The sequence below is a fragment of the Mycobacterium ahvazicum genome (assembly GCF_900176255.2).
In the GTDB taxonomy this organism is placed as follows: domain Bacteria; phylum Actinomycetota; class Actinomycetes; order Mycobacteriales; family Mycobacteriaceae; genus Mycobacterium; species Mycobacterium ahvazicum.
This window is the reverse complement of record NZ_FXEG02000004.1, coordinates 1-15,420: the sequence shown is the minus strand read 5'-3', so window position 1 is coordinate 15,420 and position 15,420 is coordinate 1. Positions and strand designations below refer to the sequence as shown.

12 protein-coding genes and 2 pseudogenes are annotated in these 15,420 nt (G+C 66.1%); 10 read left to right on the top strand and 4 right to left on the bottom strand.

Annotation, left to right across the window (positions count from 1 at the left end; translation table 11 throughout):
* Positions 1–15: 15 nt before the first annotated feature.
* Positions 16–1,266 carry an alpha/beta fold hydrolase gene (locus tag MAAFP003_RS20675; protein ID WP_096289609.1) on the top strand — a complete coding sequence of 417 codons (1,251 nt, stop codon included), beginning with the start codon at positions 16–18 and terminating at the stop codon, positions 1,264–1,266.
* Here the strand turns inward: MAAFP003_RS20675 and MAAFP003_RS20670 are convergent.
* The 4 genes from MAAFP003_RS20670 to MAAFP003_RS20655 are packed head-to-tail and all read right to left on the bottom strand — an operon-like array spanning position 1,253 to position 6,705.
* On the bottom strand, positions 1,253–2,953 hold the full coding sequence (locus tag MAAFP003_RS20670) for an ABC transporter family substrate-binding protein (protein WP_096289608.1): 1,701 nt from the start codon (positions 2,951–2,953) through the stop codon (positions 1,253–1,255). The two genes, MAAFP003_RS20675 and MAAFP003_RS20670, sit on opposite strands and share 14 nt — an antisense overlap.
* Positions 2,937–4,787, bottom strand: coding sequence for a dipeptide ABC transporter ATP-binding protein (locus MAAFP003_RS20665; RefSeq protein WP_096289607.1), 1,851 nt, complete (start codon positions 4,785–4,787; stop codon positions 2,937–2,939). Before MAAFP003_RS20665 ends, MAAFP003_RS20670 begins: the two co-directional genes overlap by 17 nt.
* The gene (locus MAAFP003_RS20660; RefSeq protein ID WP_096289606.1) at positions 4,784–5,731 is read right to left on the bottom strand and encodes an ABC transporter permease; all 948 of its coding nucleotides are present in this window, start codon (positions 5,729–5,731) and stop codon (positions 4,784–4,786) included. The genes MAAFP003_RS20665 and MAAFP003_RS20660 overlap by 4 nt, the downstream gene beginning before the upstream one ends.
* A complete protein-coding gene (locus tag MAAFP003_RS20655; protein ID WP_096289605.1) occupies positions 5,728–6,705 on the bottom strand; it encodes an ABC transporter permease in 978 nt (325 codons plus the stop codon). The genes MAAFP003_RS20660 and MAAFP003_RS20655 overlap by 4 nt, the downstream gene beginning before the upstream one ends.
* Before the next feature lie 165 nt (positions 6,706–6,870).
* Between MAAFP003_RS20655 and MAAFP003_RS20650 the strand changes: the two genes are divergently transcribed.
* The 9 genes and pseudogenes from MAAFP003_RS20650 to MAAFP003_RS20610 form a co-directional block, all read left to right on the top strand.
* Positions 6,871–7,215: a lsr2/espR transcriptional regulator gene (locus MAAFP003_RS20650; RefSeq protein WP_096289604.1), complete on the top strand. Its 345-nt coding sequence runs from the start codon at positions 6,871–6,873 to the stop codon at positions 7,213–7,215.
* 4 nt (positions 7,216–7,219) lie between these two features.
* Complete coding sequence (locus tag MAAFP003_RS20645) at positions 7,220–7,699, top strand: NADH-quinone oxidoreductase subunit B family protein (protein WP_096289603.1); 480 nt, start codon at positions 7,220–7,222, stop codon at positions 7,697–7,699.
* A pseudogene (locus tag MAAFP003_RS20640) lies at positions 7,696–9,649 on the top strand (proton-conducting transporter transmembrane domain-containing protein). Before MAAFP003_RS20645 ends, MAAFP003_RS20640 begins: the two are co-directional and overlap by 4 nt.
* Before the next feature lie 5 nt (positions 9,650–9,654).
* Positions 9,655–10,605 (top strand): respiratory chain complex I subunit 1 family protein, encoded by a 951-nt coding sequence (locus MAAFP003_RS20635; protein WP_096291297.1) that lies wholly within the window; start codon positions 9,655–9,657, stop codon positions 10,603–10,605.
* The gene (locus MAAFP003_RS20630; RefSeq protein WP_096289602.1) at positions 10,602–11,264 is read left to right on the top strand and encodes a hypothetical protein; all 663 of its coding nucleotides are present in this window, start codon (positions 10,602–10,604) and stop codon (positions 11,262–11,264) included. The genes MAAFP003_RS20635 and MAAFP003_RS20630 overlap by 4 nt, the downstream gene beginning before the upstream one ends.
* The gene (locus MAAFP003_RS20625) at positions 11,264–12,736 is read left to right on the top strand and encodes a proton-conducting transporter transmembrane domain-containing protein (RefSeq protein WP_096289601.1); all 1,473 of its coding nucleotides are present in this window, start codon (positions 11,264–11,266) and stop codon (positions 12,734–12,736) included. Before MAAFP003_RS20630 ends, MAAFP003_RS20625 begins: the two co-directional genes overlap by 1 nt.
* Positions 12,733–14,205 carry a hydrogenase large subunit gene (locus MAAFP003_RS20620; protein ID WP_096289600.1) on the top strand — a complete coding sequence of 491 codons (1,473 nt, stop codon included), beginning with the start codon at positions 12,733–12,735 and terminating at the stop codon, positions 14,203–14,205. Before MAAFP003_RS20625 ends, MAAFP003_RS20620 begins: the two co-directional genes overlap by 4 nt.
* Positions 14,206–14,341: 136 nt before the next feature.
* Positions 14,342–14,833, top strand: coding sequence for a beta-class carbonic anhydrase (locus MAAFP003_RS20615; RefSeq protein WP_096289599.1), 492 nt, complete (start codon positions 14,342–14,344; stop codon positions 14,831–14,833).
* Between the two features lie 214 nt (positions 14,834–15,047).
* Positions 15,048–15,287: pseudogene (locus MAAFP003_RS20610) on the top strand (sulfate adenylyltransferase subunit CysD); the annotation flags it as partial.
* Between the last annotated feature and the right edge of the window lie 133 nt (positions 15,288–15,420).

Genomic DNA, 15,420 nt, shown 5'->3' with positions numbered 1-15,420 from the left:
GCAGAATGGGCGGCGATGACCATGAACGCGAAAAGGCGCCGAATGCACGAGAGGCTTGCGGGAATGCCCGGCGTGCGACCGGTGCGCAGGCCGATATCCCCGGGCAGCGCCGAAGAGTTCGATCTGTACTACGTGCGCACCGGCCGCAAGTCCGCCCACCCGCTGGTCATCATCCCGGGCGGTCCGGGCGTGGCGTCGGTGCAGGTCTACAAGGGATTACGGCGTCGCGCCGCCCTCGCCGGTCTGGACATCATCATGATCGAGCACCGGGGGATCGGCATGTCGCGCCATGACGACTCCGGCGCGGACCTGCCGCCCGAAGCGATCACGGTCGATCAGGTGGTCGACGACATCGCCGCCGTGCTAGACGACGCCCATGTGGACTCCGCGGTCATCTACGGCACGTCCTACGGCAGCTATATCTCAGCCGGGTTCGGGGTACGTCACCCCGGCCGGGTGCACGCGATGGTTCTGGATTCGCCCCTGCTGTCACGACACGACATCGAGGTCGTTCGCCGCGCGGTCCGGGGCCTGCTGTTCGATGGCGATACTCCGGAGACCGCCGCATTGGCTCCCAAGGTTCGCAAACTGATCGACACCGGGGTGATCGCCGGGACGGCGGGGGAGATTGCCACCACCATCTACGCTTACGGCGGGGCGCCGCTGCTGGATCGTGAACTCGACTTGTTACTCAGTGGCCGAATGACGTTGTGGCGGATGTTGTCGCGCTTCTCCGCGGTAGTGAGTATGAATGTCGCGTACCGTCACGAAATCGACCTGGTGAGTCGCATCGCGTTCCGCGAGCTCGACTACGGCGCCCAGCCCGACGGCCTGCCGCTCGATCCGGCGGTGGCGCTGCGTGAAATCATCAGCGGGACAGATGCTTTCGAGTCCGAGCCGTACGATCTGGTCGCGGAGATGCCGAAGTTCACCTGGCCCACGGTCGTGGTCTCCGGCGGCCGTGACCTGGTGACACCGCGGGCGGTCGCAGAGCAGGTGGCATCGCTGGTGCCGAATGCTCTGTTACTCGCGTTGCCGACCATGGCGCACAGCGCCGTGGACTTTCGTGAGCCCGCGGCACTGATCATCGCGGAGGCGGTGTGCCGCGGCGAAGTCGACCAGCTTGCCGGCCGGGGACCGGCGCTGGACACCCTGCCGGCCCGCCCGGCGATGCGCCTGCTGTGGAAGGCCGTCGAGGTGGCCGCGATCGCGGAGGGTGCGCTGCCGGTGGTGACACCGCCATGGCGGCGGCTCAGGTCCGCATGAACCCGACCGCGGTGTAGTCCACATCGGCCAACCCGGCCGCGCCGTAATTGGCCAAATCCTTTCGTACCGCTCGGTTCCCGGGCGACTGGAACAGCGGCAGGTTGAAGCCCTCCTGCCAGATCATCTGGTCAACCTGGTTGGCGAGGTCACGCGCTTTGTTTACGTCCAGCTCAGAAAGCGTCTCGGCGATCTTCGCATCGATCGCGGCGTTGCCGATCCTGCCGAAGTTGCTGTCACCGTCCGAGGTATAGATCTGTGCAAGTGCGGACAACGGGAAAGCGTTGCCCTCCCAACCGAATTGGGCGATATCGAAATCGCCGACGCCGACGTACTGGCTGAAAAAGCCGCTGCCGGCCTTGAGGTCGAGTACCAGCTTCACACCGATCTGCGCCAGGCTGTTCTGCGCGACCATGGCAATCTGCCGGTTGGATGCCGCGTCGAAGAGCACGTCGCGAACGACGAGCTGCCTGCCGTCCTTCTCCCGCACCGCGCCGTTGAGTTTCCACCCCATGGCATCGAGATCTCTTCTGGCCTTCTCCGGGTTGTAAGCGCCCGGCGCGCTGTTGTCTTGGTAGCCAACCTGTCCGGCCACATAGACGTGATTGTTCAGCGGCACGGGATGGGTGCTCAGCCCGTGCTGGACGACATCGACGATGGCTTGGCGGTCGATACCCTGGCAGATCGCGAGCCGCAGCCGCTCGTCGGCCATGATCGAACCCTCGGCGCCGTTGAACGTGAAGTGGAACCACGTCGGGGCCGGCGCGCGCCGGATCACGATGCCGGGTGTGCGCCCGGCGGTCACCATATCGTCGAGCGTCGTGATGCCGGCGGCATCGATGGCCTTGTTCTGTAAGGCAGGGATGATGGCGGAGACATCGAGCACCAGGAAGGTGATCGAATCCAGCCGAGGCTTGCGGCCCCACCATCGTGGATTACGGGTCAGCACGATGCGCTGCGCGGTCCGGTCGATCGTGGACACGACGAAGGGGCCGGCCGACGGGCCCGGCGCTTCGAGCTGGCCCTTGTTGAATACCTCCGGGTTGGCCGTCATGCTGCGCGGTTGCATCCCGCCGGCGAACATCCCCCGCCATTCGGCGTACGGATCGGAGAAGGTGACCACCGCCTGCCGGTCGTTCACACCCCTGGTCACCGACTTCACCCGTTCGAACCCGGCCCGGCTGGCGATCAAGTACCTCTTGTCGCGGCCGTTGCACGCGTCGACCTCCGACTTGAGGTCTTCCCAGGTGATCGGCGCGCCGTCGCTCCACGTTGCTTTGGGATTGATTGTGTACGTGACGGTTTGGGGGTTGGTCCCGGTCAGCTCGGCACCGGTGAAGTAGTCGGTGTTGAGCGTCAGTCTGCCGTCCGCCTGGGTCATGAACGCCCCCGGCAGCGTGGCCGCCAGCACCGCGCCGGTGTCAGAGGTATTGCCGTCGATGTTCAACTGATTGAAGTTGTCCGGGAACTCCGTCAGCGGTAGTCGCAGGTTGCCGCCGTCTTGCAGCGTCGCCGGGTCTTGCGGATTCATGTCGCTGGTGGCGCCGACCTGAGCCGCTCGGGTCTCCGGCATGTCCTCGTAGCCACTCGAGCAGCTGGTGACCACCACCACGAACGCCAGTGCCAGCGCCGCGAGCGTGCGGGCTCTCGGTAGGTGTGTCACGCGCACGATGCTAACCGGACGCGGCATCGGGATGCGCCCGTGGAACGGCGGCCAGCAGTCGCCGGGTGTAGTCGTGCTGAGGGTTGGTGAAAACCTCATCGCCGTCGCCCTGCTCGACGATGCCACCCCGGTACAACACCACCACCTGGTGCGCCAGGTGCTTGACGACGGAAAGGTCATGCGAGACAAACAGATACGACAGACCGAAGCGCTCCTGCAGGTCGAGCAGCAGGTTGATGATCCCGGCTTGGATCGAGACGTCCAGCGCCGACACCGGCTCGTCGAGCGCCAAAATCTTCGGCTGCAACGCCAGCGCTCGGGCGATACCGATGCGCTGCTTTTGCCCACCGGAGAACTCGGCCGGATAGCGAGCGGCGTCCGCATAACGCAGACCGACGGTGTCGAGCAGTTCGGCTACGCGTGCATCGGCATCGACCTTCCGGAATCCATTGGCCTGCAAAGGTTCGGCTATGATTTCGGAAACAGGTAGACGGGGGTCCAGCGATGCCACCGGGTCCTGGAACACCACCTGAATGTCGTGCCGCATCGCGCGCCGGCTCTCCGGATTCAGCCCGGCGACGTCGGCGCCGAGAACCTCAATCGAACCCGATTGCGGCTCGTTCAATTCCAAGATCTGTTGCAGAATAGTCGATTTGCCCGAACCGGACTCTCCGACGATCGCCAGAGTCCGGCCCTGCTGCAGGGTGAAGCTGACGCCGGCGACCGCTCGCACCTCTCCCACCCGCCGGCGAAATACCACGCCCTTGGTGAGCGGGTAGGTCTTGCTGAGGTCGGTCACCCGCAGCACGGTTGCGTCCTGGTCTGCCGCGGTATCGACGGCTGGCGGCGCGGTTGTCACGTCGAAGATCTCGGAGGCGGTGCGCCCGGCGACGTCGTCGGTGCGAATGCACGCCGCCCGGTGGCCTTCGGAAACCATCACCAGAGCTGGCTCGGTCGAGCGACATTCGTCGATGGCCAGCGGACAGCGGGGGGTGAACGGACAGGCGTCGGGGACAAGCGTGGCCAGGTTCGGCGGCGCTCCGGGAATCGGAACCAGCCGGGTGCCCTGCGGGGCGTCCAGGCGCGGCACCGACCCGAGCAATCCGACCGTGTAGGGCATGCGGCGGTCCCGGTAGAGATCGTCCACGGCCGCGATCTCGACCTCACGTCCGGCGTACATGACCATTGCCCGGTCGGCGAACGCCGATACCACCCCCAGGTCGTGGGTGATGATCAACACTCCCGCGCCGGTGACGTCGCGTGCGGTCCGCAGAACATCGAGGATTTGAGCTTGCACGGTGACGTCCAGCGCGGTGGTGGGCTCGTCACAGATAAGCAGGTCCGGATCGTTGGCGATCGCGATCGCGATCACCACCCGCTGGCGCTCGCCGCCGGATAGCTCGTGCGGGAACGCTTTTGCCCGCCGATCTGGCTGCGCGATACCGACCAGCTCGAGCAGCTCGACGGCCCGGATCCGGGCCGTTGCGCGGTTGACGTCGTGGTGGTGAACCTGGATGGCTTCGGCGATCTGTTCCCCGACGGTGTAGACGGGAGTCAGCGCCGACATCGGGTCTTGGAACACCGTGCCGATCGTCTTGCCGCGGATACGTGACATCGCCTGGTCGGGCAGCCCGAGCAGCTCCTGGCCGTGCAGCCGAACCGAACCCGAAATCTCGGCGTATTCGGGCAGCAGCCCGACGACCGCCATCGCGGCGGTGCTTTTGCCCGAGCCCGATTCCCCGACGATCGCGAGCACCTCGCCCGGATCGATGTGATAGGTCGCCCCGCGCACCGCGGGCACCCGCGTATCCCCGGTGTCGAAGGTAACGCTGAGGTCGGTCACCTCCAGCAGTGCGGTCATTGCGGCGGCCCGATTGGCTTGAGCTTCCTGCGGCGGGACGGCTTCGCGCCCGGATCGATCGCGTCGCGCAGACCGTCGCCGGCGAGGTTCGCGCACAACACAATCAATATCAACGCCGAGCCGGGGACCAGGAAGACCCAGGGGAAGGTGGTCGCCGACGGAGTGCCTTCGGCGATCAGCGTGCCCAGCGATACGTCCGGTGGCTGAACACCGAATCCCAGGAAGCTCAACCCGGTTTCGGCCAGGATCGCGAAACCCACGTTGAGCGTTGCGTCGATGATCAGGATCGAGGCGACGTTCGGCACGATGTGATGCACGATCACCCGTCGGCTCGACACTCCCATATACCGTGCCGCACGGACGAATTCGCGTTCCCGCAGGCTCATGGTCAGGCCACGCACCATCCGCGAGCTGACCATCCAGCCGAACGCCGCGAGCAGCACAATGAGCCACAGCACGCTGTTCGAATGTTTGGTGCGCGGCGTGACGATCGCAATGAGCAGGAAGCTGGGCACCACCAGCAGCAGGTCCACCAGCCACATCAGTGCCCGGTCGCGCCAGCCACCGAAGTAGCCGGCTACCGATCCGACGGTGGCGGCGATGGTGGTCGAGATCACCGCCACGCAAACACCGATCAGTAGCGACTTCTGCATGCCGGTAAGAGTGCGGGCCAGTAGGTCCTGGCCCAGCGCGTTGGTGCCCAACCAGTGTCGCCACGACGGCGGCTGCAGCAGTGAGTGCAGATCGAGATCGGTATAGCTGTACGGCAATAGCGGCGGCACCGCGTAGCAGCCGACGAATGCCAGCGCCAGCAGAATCAGCGCCACCGCCGCAGGCTTGTTGCGAAAAAAGCGTCGCAGCAACAGGTTTCGGCGCGATGTAAAGGTGGCGACCGGGTGGATGTCGGAGCGCCCCGGTGCGCTTTGATCGGTCTTCTGGGTCATGAAACCCGCACCCTGGGATCCAGTGCCGCATAAATGACGTCGGACAACAGCCCCGCCAGCAGAACGGCCGCGCCGGAGAAAAGCGTGATCGCCGCGACGACGTTGGCGTCCTGGGTCGCGATTCCGGACACCACCCATTCGCCCATGCCGTGCCAGCCGAAGATCTTCTCGACGAACACCGCGCCGACGACGAGCCCACTCACTCCGTAGGCGAACAGGGTCGCCATCGGAATGAGCGCGGTGCGCAAACCGTGTTTGAACAGCGCCCGCCGACGGGTCAGTCCTTTTGCCCGCGCGGTCCGGATGAAGTCCTCGCCGAGCACGTCGAGCATCGCATTCCGTTGGTAGCGGCTGAAACCCGCGATGGCGCCCAGGGCCAGGGTCAGGGTGGGCAGCACGATGTGCTGCAACCGTTCGATGATCGCGTCGACGGTTCCGGTGGGCGCAAGCGGCGAGGTTTCCCCGGTGTACTGAAAGATTCCCACGCCGGCGAACATGTTGATCCGCAGTGCGCCCAGAATCAGCAGGCTTGCCAGGACGAACGACGGGATGCTCAAGACGATCAGCGACAGCACGGTGATCACCCGATCGCTGAGCCGGTACTGCCGCACCGCGCCCCAGGCCCCCACGATGACGCCGATCAGCGTGCCCAGCACCGAACCGGTCACCACCAGTCGCAGGCTCACCCCGACCCGGCGCCACAGTTCCTGGGAGACCGGGTGACCGCTCACCGTCACCCCGAAGTCACCGTGGACCACACCGGAAACCCATTTCGCGTAGCGGATGGCCACCGGTTTGTCCAAGCCCAGCGCAACGGCCTTGGCGTGAATCGCCTCCGGCGGCGGCGTCGGGTGGCGCTGCATAAAACTGTCGAGCGGATGAAAGGTCTGCGAGGTCAGCAGGAAGGTCAGGAAGGACGCGAGCACCAGCAGGACGACGTAGTTGAGGAAACGCCGGGCGAGGTACCGGATCATGCCCGGCGGGCCTGCCTGCATCGCATTGGGACAGGGTAGCGAGATACGCGCGACCCGGCTTGGATCGCCCGGCGCCGGCCGCGCCGAAGCGGTTCGCCCGGAGTTGCGTATGATGAATTCTTCAATTGATGAACTACAGCATTAACAAAGCCTTCAGGAGCACGGGTGGAAGCAAAGCCCCTCTACAAGCTCAAAGCCGATTTCTTCAAGACGCTTGGGCACCCCGCGCGCATCAGGATTCTCGAGCTCCTGGTGGAGCGGGACCGCTCCGTTGGAGAGTTGTTGGTGTCCGATGTCGGACTCGAGGCGTCCAACCTGTCCCAGCAGCTGGCGGTGTTGCGTCGGGCGGGAGTCGTCGCCGCTGACCGTGACGGCAACGTGGTGACCTACTCGATCGCCTCGCCCGACATCGCCGAGCTCCTCGCGGTTGCTCGCAAGGTGCTTGCCCGGGTGCTTACCGACCGGGTGGCGGTGCTGGAGGATCTGCGCGCCGACCACTCGGCGAATTAGCGCCATGGGTTGGTTCGCCAAAATTCTGCACGTGGGCCGCGTCGTCGAGCCCGCGGGCGCGCCACCGCCGCCGGCAATGGAACCACCGGCGGGAGTGCGTGGTTCGCTGCAGATCCGGCATGTCGACGCGGGTTCGTGCAACGGATGCGAGGTGGAGATATCGGGTGCGTTCGGGCCGGTGTACGACGCCGAGCGGTTCGGGGCCCGGCTGGTCGCCTCGCCCCGGCATGCCGATGCGCTGCTGGTGACCGGGGTGGTGACGCGCAATATGGCCGGCCCGCTGCGCAACACCGTGGAGGCGACGCCCCGCCCACGGGTGGTGATCGCGTGCGGAGATTGCGCCTTGAACGCAGGGGTGTTCAAGGATGCCTATGCCGTGGCCGGTGCGGTCAGTGACGTGGTGGGAGTCGATATCGAGATCGCGGGGTGCCCACCGACACCAGCCGCCATCGTTGCGGCTCTGCGGTCGGTGACTGGGAAATGACGGCCACGTCGACTCTTGGTTCGGTGACGACGCCGAAAACGTTGTCACGAAAGGGTTTTGGTCCGGCGGTCGGTGGGATCAGCACGTCGGGCGTGGGCATCGCCGGGGTGTGGCTGGGCTTGCAGGCCATGTTCGGGTCGGTGCGGGCGATACATATCGACTGGCTTCTTCCGCTGTCCGGTGTACACCTCGAGCTTGACCCGCTGGGCGGATTCTTCATGGCGCTCACCGGCGCGGTAGCGGTCCCGGTTGGTTGTTATGCGATCGGGTACGCGCGGCATGAGCGGCTGAGTGGGGCCACGGTTGGCATGCTGCCGATGTTCGCCGCGACGATGATGCTGGTGCCGGCCGCGGGTTCGGTGACGACCTTTCTGCTGGCGTGGGAGTTGATGGCGATCACGTCGCTGATACTGGTGCTGTCCGAGCACACCCGTGCGCAGGTCCGCGCGGCGGGTATGTCGTATGCGGTGATGACCCAGCTCGGGTTCGCCGCGATCCTGGTCGGGCTCATGGTGTTGTCGGCAGCCGGCGCATCCGACCGGCTCGCCGACCTCGAGGGGGTGTCCGGTGGGGTCCGCGCGGTGGTGTTCGCGCTGACAGTCGTCGGCTTCGGGTCGAAGGCGGGATTGGTGCCGCTGCACGCCTGGTTACCCCGCGCCCATCCCGAGGCGCCCAGCCCGGTGTCGGCGTTGATGAGTGCGGCGATGGTCAATCTGGGCATCTACGGCATCGTTCGCTTCGACCTGCAGTTGCTCGGGCCGGGTCCCCGTTGGTGGGGTCTGGCGCTGATGGCCGTTGGTGCCGTGTCCGCGCTCTACGGTGTGCTGCAGGCCTCGGTGGCGACCGACATCAAACGGCTGCTCGCATATTCGACGACGGAGAACATGGGCCTGGTGACGCTGGCGCTGGGTGCCGCCGAGCTTTTCGTGGACACCGGTGCCGACGGTCCGGCGACAATTGCCGCAGCCGCTGCGGTAGTACATCTGATGGCGCACGCGGCGTTCAAGAGCCTCGGGTTCTTGTCGGCCGGATCGGTGCTGGTCGCCACGGGTGTGCGCGATCTCGATCTGCTCGGCGGACTGGCCCGCCGGATGCCGGTCACCACAGTGTTCTTCGGCTTGGCCGCGCTGGGCGCGTGTGGACTCCCGCTCGGCGCCGGCTTTGTCGGTGAGTGGCTGCTGGTGCAGTCCCTGATCCACGCCCCACCCGGACACGATCCGACGGTGGCACTGACCACTCCGTTGGCGGTCGGCGTGGTCGCACTTGCCACCGGCCTGAGCGTGGCCGCGATGGTCAAAGCGTTCGGGATTGGGTTCCTCGCCCGTCCCCGCTCGAGCCAGGCCGCCGGCGCGGGTGAGGCGCCGGCCAGCATGCGTGCCGGGATGGCGACCGCGGCGGGCGCCTGCGTGATCCTGGCGGCCGCGCCGGGGTTCGTCGCCCCGATCGTGCGGCGGGCCGTCGCGACGCTGCCGTTCGCCCACGGGTTCGCCGACTTCGGCACCGTGGTCCGACTGCCCGGAGTGCCCGGTTCGATCGCACCGGGTGTGATCGCCGCCAGTGTGCTCGCCACCGCACTGGTGGCGTCCGGGCTGGCCCGGTTACGCGCCCGTCGTGCTGCCGTTATGGGCTTGTGGCGCAGACGATCTCACCGAGCGCATGCAATACACGGCAACGTCCTTCGCCGAGCCGCTGCAGCGAGTCTTCGGTGAGGTGCTGCGCCCCGATACCGACATCGAGGTCACCCAGACGGCCGAATCACGGTTCATGGCTGACCGAATCACCTACCGTAGCGCGATCACCGACGCGGTCGAACAGCGTCTGTACGCCCCGGTGGTCGCGGCGGTCGCCGCCGCCGCCGGCTTGATGCGCCGTGCCCACACCGGCAGCGTGCACCTCTACCTGGCCTACGGGGCGCTTGGCGTGCTGATCGTGCTGGTGGCCGCCAAGTGAACGCGATGTCCTACGTCGCGGGGGCGGCTCAGCTCGGCCTGGTCACACTCGGTGCGCCGCTGGTGATCGGCGTAACGCGTCAAGTGCGGGCCCGCTGGGAGGGCCGAGCAGGCGGCGGAGTGTTGCAACCATGGCGAGATCTGCTCAAACAGCTTGGTAAGCAACAAATCACGCCGGCGGGAACGACGATTGTGTTTATTGCCGCGCCCGCGATCGTCGCCGGGACCACATTATTGATCGCGGCGATCGCACCGATCGTCGCCACGGGATCACCCCTGGACTCCAGCGCCGATTTGTTCGCCGTGGTGGGCTTACTTTTCCTGGGCACTGTGGCGCTCGCTCTTGCCGGCATTGACACCGGCACCTCGTTCGGCGGTATGGGCGCGAGCCGCGAGATCACCATTGCCGCCCTGGTCGAGCCGACGATCCTGCTGGCGGTGTTCGCGCTGTCCATCCCGGCCGGCTCGTCGAATCTCGGTGCGCTGGTGACAAATACGATCGCGCACCCAGAGCATGTACTGTCCTTGACCGCGGTGCTCGCCTTTGTTGCGCTGGTGATCGTCATCGTCGCCGAGACCGGGCGCCTGCCGGTCGACAACCCGGCGACTCACCTGGAATTGACAATGGTGCATGAGGCGATGGTCCTCGAATATGCCGGACCCCGGTTGGCGCTCGTCGAGTGGGCGTCTGGGATGCGACTCACGGTTCTGCTGGCGCTGCTGGCAAACCTGTTCTTGCCGTGGGGTATTGCCGGTGCCGCACCCACCGCGCTTCAGGTGCTGGCGGCTGTCGCGGCGATAGTGATCAAGGTGGCGGTGCTGGCCGCATTACTCGCGACATTCGAGGTGTTCATCGCCAAACTCCGATTGTTCCGGGTGCCCGAACTGTTGGCGGGTTCGTTCCTGCTGGCCTTGCTCGCTGTCACCGCCGCCAACTTCTTCACGGTGCGCACATGACGGACGCGAACTTCTCGACCTTGGTCGACTTCGCCGCGGGCGGGCTCGTGCTGGCCGCCGTCTTGATCGTCTGGCGCCGCGACGTGCCCGCCATCGTGCATCTGCTGGCCTGGCAGGGCCTGGCACTGACCGCGATCCCGGCGCTGCGCGGCATCCACGACCACGATGGCGCACTGATCGCGGTCGCCGTCGTCGTAATGGTGCTGCGCGTGGTGGTGTTGCCGTGGCTGCTCGGGCGCGTGGTGGGTGCCGAAACCACCTCGCGACGCGAGGCCACGCCGCTGATCAACACCACCAGTTCGCTGCTGATTACCGGGGGATTGACGGTCGCCGCCTTTGCGATCACCCAACCGGTCGTGGACCTGGCACCCGGTCCCAGCACCAACGCCGTGCCCGCCGCGTTCGCGGTGGTGCTGATCGCGCTTTTCGTGTTGACCACCCGGCTGCACGCGATCTCGCAAGCCGTCGGATTCCTGATGCTGGACAACGGGATTGCCGCGACGGCTTTCCTGCTTACGGCGGGAGTGCCGTTGATCGTCGAACTCGGAGCCTCACTCGATGTGCTCTTGGCCGTCATCGTGATCGGCGTGCTGACCGGCCGGCTGCGGAACACCTTCGGCGACGCCGACCTGGACAAGTTGCAGGAACTGCACGACTGATGACCGCTTTGCTCCTCACCGCGATCCTGGCGCCACTTGCCGCGTCGATCGCCACCCTGGTCGGCGGATGGCGGCGCGTGACCGCGGCACTGACCGTCCTGTCCGCAGTCATCGTGCTGGTGTGTGGCGTCGCGTTGGGTTTTCGGGTCGGATCCGGTACCCGGTTCGCGCTCGGTGGGCTGCTGCGTGCCGACGCGCTCACGGTGACGATGCTCATCGTCATCGGGATCGTCGGCACGCTGGCCACCTGGGCGAGCGTTGCCTACATCGACGGCGAGCTGGCGCGCGCCCACACCGATGACCGCGGTGCCCGCCTGTTCGGTGTACTGACACCGGCGTTCTTGGCGGCGATGGTTCTCGCGGTGAGCGCCAACAATATTGGCGTGGTGTGGGTGGCGATCGAGGCCACCACCGTGATCACCGCCTTCCTGGTGGGGCATCGGCGCACGCGCACCGCGCTGGAAGCGACCTGGAAGTACGTGGTGATCTGTTCGGTCGGTATCGCCGTCGCGTTCCTGGGAACCGTGCTGCTGTACTTCGCCGCACGCTACGCCGGGTTGCCCGCCGCCCACGCGTTGAACCTCGATGTCCTTGCGGCGCACGCGCGCGGCCTGAATCCCGCGGTCGCGCGGTTGGCCGGGGGACTGTTGCTGATCGGCTACGGGGCCAAGGCCGGGCTCTTCCCGTTCCACACCTGGCTGGCCGACGCCCACAGCCAAGCCCCCGCGCCGGTGTCCGCGCTGATGAGTGGCGTGCTGTTGTCGGTCGCGTTCTCGGTGATCCTCCGACTGCGACCGATCGTCGACGCTGCCACCGGGCCCGCTTTTCTGCGCGGCGGACTGCTGGTTGTCGGGTTGACGACGCTGCTGGTCGCCGCGCTGATGCTGACCGTCACCGGCGACATCAAGCGGATGCTGGCGTACTCCTCGATGGAGAACATGGGGCTGATCGCGATCGCGGCGGCCGCGGGCACCACGCTGGCGGTCGCCGCACTGCTGCTGCATGTGCTCGCCCACGGAATCGCCAAGACGGTGTTGTTCCTGGCGGGCGGTCAGCTGCAGGCCGCGCACAACTCGACGGCGATCGCCGATATCACCGGCGTCATGCACCGGTCGCGGCTGATCGGCGTGTCGTTCGCCACCGGCCTGATCGCGCTGTTGGGCCTGCCACCGTTCGCGATGTTCGCCAGCGAACTGGCGATCGCGCGCTCGCTGGCCGGCGCGCGGCTGGCCTGGGTGCTGGGGATCGTAATCCTGCTGATCGCGATCGCCTTCGCCGCTTTGGCCCGCAACTGCGGGCGAATACTGCTCGGTGCGCCCGCGGCGGGTGCGCCACCTCTTGCCGTGCCGGCCACAGCCGCAACGGTCTTGGTCCTTGGCATCGCCGCCTCCGCCGCCCTCGGCATTACCGCTGGTCCGCTCACCCAGCTGTTCACAATGGCCGCCAGCGCCAACACCGGAGCCTCGCGATGAACCGAATCTGGTTGCGGCACAGGGTGTCGCAGCGCGAGCTTGCAGAAAGGGCCGAACAACTGCTGGACGATTCCTTCAGGCTGGCCTTGGTCGCCGCACACGACGATTCAGACAGCCTGCGTGTCGTCTACCTGTTCCTGGCCGGCTGCCCCGATCGCCGCGTCGAGCTTGAATGCGTTGTGCCCGTCCATAATCCAATGCTCCAATCGTTGGCCTATGTGTCGTTTCCGGCGAGTCGATTCGAGCGCGAGATGGCCGATCTCTACGGAATCCGGCCCGTCGGCCACCCCAAACTTCGCCGCCTGGTCAGTCACGCGCACTGGCCCGACTGGTATCCGATGCGCACCGACCCGGGACCCGCGCCCGAATTCGCCGGCACCGGCGCGTTCCCGTTCCTCAACGTCGAAGGGCCCGGGGTGTACGAGATCCCGGTTGGCCCGGTCCACGCCGGTCTGATCGAACCGGGCCACTTTCGCTTTTCGGTCGCGGGTGAGACCGTCGTGCGGTTGAAAGCCCGGCTGTGGTTCGTCCACCGCGGCATCGAGAAGCTGTTTCACGGCCGGACCGCCGATGGGGCAGTCGATCTCGCCGAACGGATCAGCGGCGATACGTCGGCCGCGCACGCCCTGGCCCACAGCCTCGCCGTCGAAGACGCCCTCGGCATCGAGCTGCCCGAAGAGGTGCACCGGCTGCGCGCGCTGATCGTTGAACTTGAGCGGCTCTACAACCACGCCGCCGATCTCGGCGCCCTCGCCAACGACATCGGCTACTCCATCGCCAACGTCCATGCCCAACGCATCCGGGAAAGACTGCTGCGGCTCAACGCCTCCGTCACCGGCCACCGGCTGCTACGCGGTGCCATTCGCCCGGGCGGCGTTGTGCTGCAGGGTCTTCCCGATATCGAGGAACTTCACCGGCTCGCCGCGGACCTGGCCGAGGTCGTGTCGCTGACACTGACGAACGCGGTCGCCTACGACCGATTCGCCGGCACCGCGATTCTTCGCTGCGAAGACGCTCGTGCCCTGGGTTGTCTGGGGTACGTCGCTCGGGCCAGCGGCCTTCGCACGGACGCCCGGGTCGAGCACCCCACCGTCGATCTGCCCGTCGTGGAAATTGCCGCGACGACAGGCGATGTTCTGGCCCGTTACACCGTGCGGCGCGACGAGTTCGCCGCGGCCGCTGACCTGGTCCGGCACGTCGTCGAGTCACACAGCGGCCCAATCGAATACGGTGTCAGCACCGAAGCGGGTACGCCCGGCAGCGGTGTCGGCATAGTCGAGGGTTGGCGTGGCACCATCGTGCATCGCGTCGAAATCGACGCGACCAACCGCATCACCCGGTCCAAGATCGTCGACCCGTCCTGGTTCAACTGGCCCGCGCTTCCCGTGGCGATGGCCGACACGATCGTCCCCGACTTCCCGTTGGCCAACAAGAGCTTCAACCAGTCCTACGCGGGCAACGACCTGTAGCCGAGGCAAGCCCGGACTCCCGGCCGGCCGCCGCCGAGACATTCAAAATTCGCTGAGCAAAATTAGACCCTGCGCCTATGGCAGGAGATATGCTGCGGCACCGATTGCCTGGCAATTTCCATCCGAGGAGGCTTGCGTGACGGTTACCGATGATTACTTGGCAAACAACGCCGGTTACGCGAGCGCATTCAATGGTCCACTGCCGCTGCCGCCGAGCAAACACGTCGCGGTCGTGGCGTGTATGGATGCCCGGCTCGACGTCTACCGCGTCCTCGGCCTGAACGAGGGCGAGGCCCATGTCATCCGCAACGCCGGCGGAGTTGTCACCGACGACGTCATTCGGTCACTGGCCATCAGCCAGCGACTGCTGGGGACTCGGGAGGTCATCCTGATTCACCACACCGACTGCGCGATGCTCACGTTCACCGACGACGACTTCAAGCGCGCCATCCAAGAAGAGATCGGTGTGAAGCCGCCGTGGGCGGCCGAGGCGTTCGCAGACCTCGCCGAGGACGTGCGGCAGTCGTTGCGGCGCGTCGAAAACAGCCCGTTCGTCACCAAGCATGTGTCGGCGCGCGGATTCGTCTTCGACGTCGCCAGCGGCAAGCTCGAAGAGATCACCCTCTAGCACTCCCGTCTCTTGCGCCGACTTCGGCGCGCTGGAGTGCATGAATACTTGCCCCCTTCGAGCGACAACCGAATTTCCCGTCGATCGGCGCTCGGATTGTCGCTCGGAGGAGGGCAAATCGTGATGTCCTCCGAAGTGCGCATCAACCGCCGCTAATCAGCGCCATTGACACGGCCGGGCCGGGCTGGTTCTATGAACGTCAATGACCGTAAACATGGTCAGTTCTACCAAGATTATCCGGATAAGCGGTTTGGACAGGGAAGCCATGACCAGTGGTGTGACGACGGGCCCCGCGGCCGGTCAGTACGAATTGAGCCACCTGCGCTCGTTGGAGGCCGAGGCCATCCACATCATCCGTGAGGTGGCCGCGGAGTTCGAGCGGCCGGTGCTGCTGTTCTCCGGCGGCAAGGACTCCATCGTGATGCTCTACCTGGCGCTCAAGGCGTTCCGCCCCGAACCGCTTATCTGTAACGGGAACTGTGAAACCGTTCGCTGCCGCTGGTAGGCACGTAAGTTACATGTGTACTACCGACCGGGTAGGTCTGCTAATCCGTACGCATGTGTAGGACGTGTGTCAGGGGTCTGAC

What these genes read in the sequence shown, in the direction of transcription:
- MAAFP003_RS20675 (WP_096289609.1), top strand. Translation starts at nt 16, where the DNA reads ATGACCATGAACGCGAAAAGGCGCCGAATGCACGAGAGGCTTGCGGGA.
- MAAFP003_RS20670 (WP_096289608.1), bottom strand. Translation starts at nt 2,953, where the DNA reads ATGCCGCGTCCGGTTAGCATCGTGCGCGTGACACACCTACCGAGAGCC.
- MAAFP003_RS20665 (WP_096289607.1), bottom strand. Translation starts at nt 4,787, where the DNA reads ATGACCGCACTGCTGGAGGTGACCGACCTCAGCGTTACCTTCGACACC.
- MAAFP003_RS20660 (WP_096289606.1), bottom strand. Translation starts at nt 5,731, where the DNA reads ATGACCCAGAAGACCGATCAAAGCGCACCGGGGCGCTCCGACATCCAC.
- MAAFP003_RS20655 (WP_096289605.1), bottom strand. Translation starts at nt 6,705, where the DNA reads ATGATCCGGTACCTCGCCCGGCGTTTCCTCAACTACGTCGTCCTGCTG.
- MAAFP003_RS20645 (WP_096289603.1), top strand. Translation starts at nt 7,220, where the DNA reads ATGGGTTGGTTCGCCAAAATTCTGCACGTGGGCCGCGTCGTCGAGCCC.
- MAAFP003_RS20635 (WP_096291297.1), top strand. Translation starts at nt 9,655, where the DNA reads ATGTCCTACGTCGCGGGGGCGGCTCAGCTCGGCCTGGTCACACTCGGT.
- MAAFP003_RS20630 (WP_096289602.1), top strand. Translation starts at nt 10,602, where the DNA reads ATGACGGACGCGAACTTCTCGACCTTGGTCGACTTCGCCGCGGGCGGG.
- MAAFP003_RS20625 (WP_096289601.1), top strand. Translation starts at nt 11,264, where the DNA reads ATGACCGCTTTGCTCCTCACCGCGATCCTGGCGCCACTTGCCGCGTCG.
- MAAFP003_RS20620 (WP_096289600.1), top strand. Translation starts at nt 12,733, where the DNA reads ATGAACCGAATCTGGTTGCGGCACAGGGTGTCGCAGCGCGAGCTTGCA.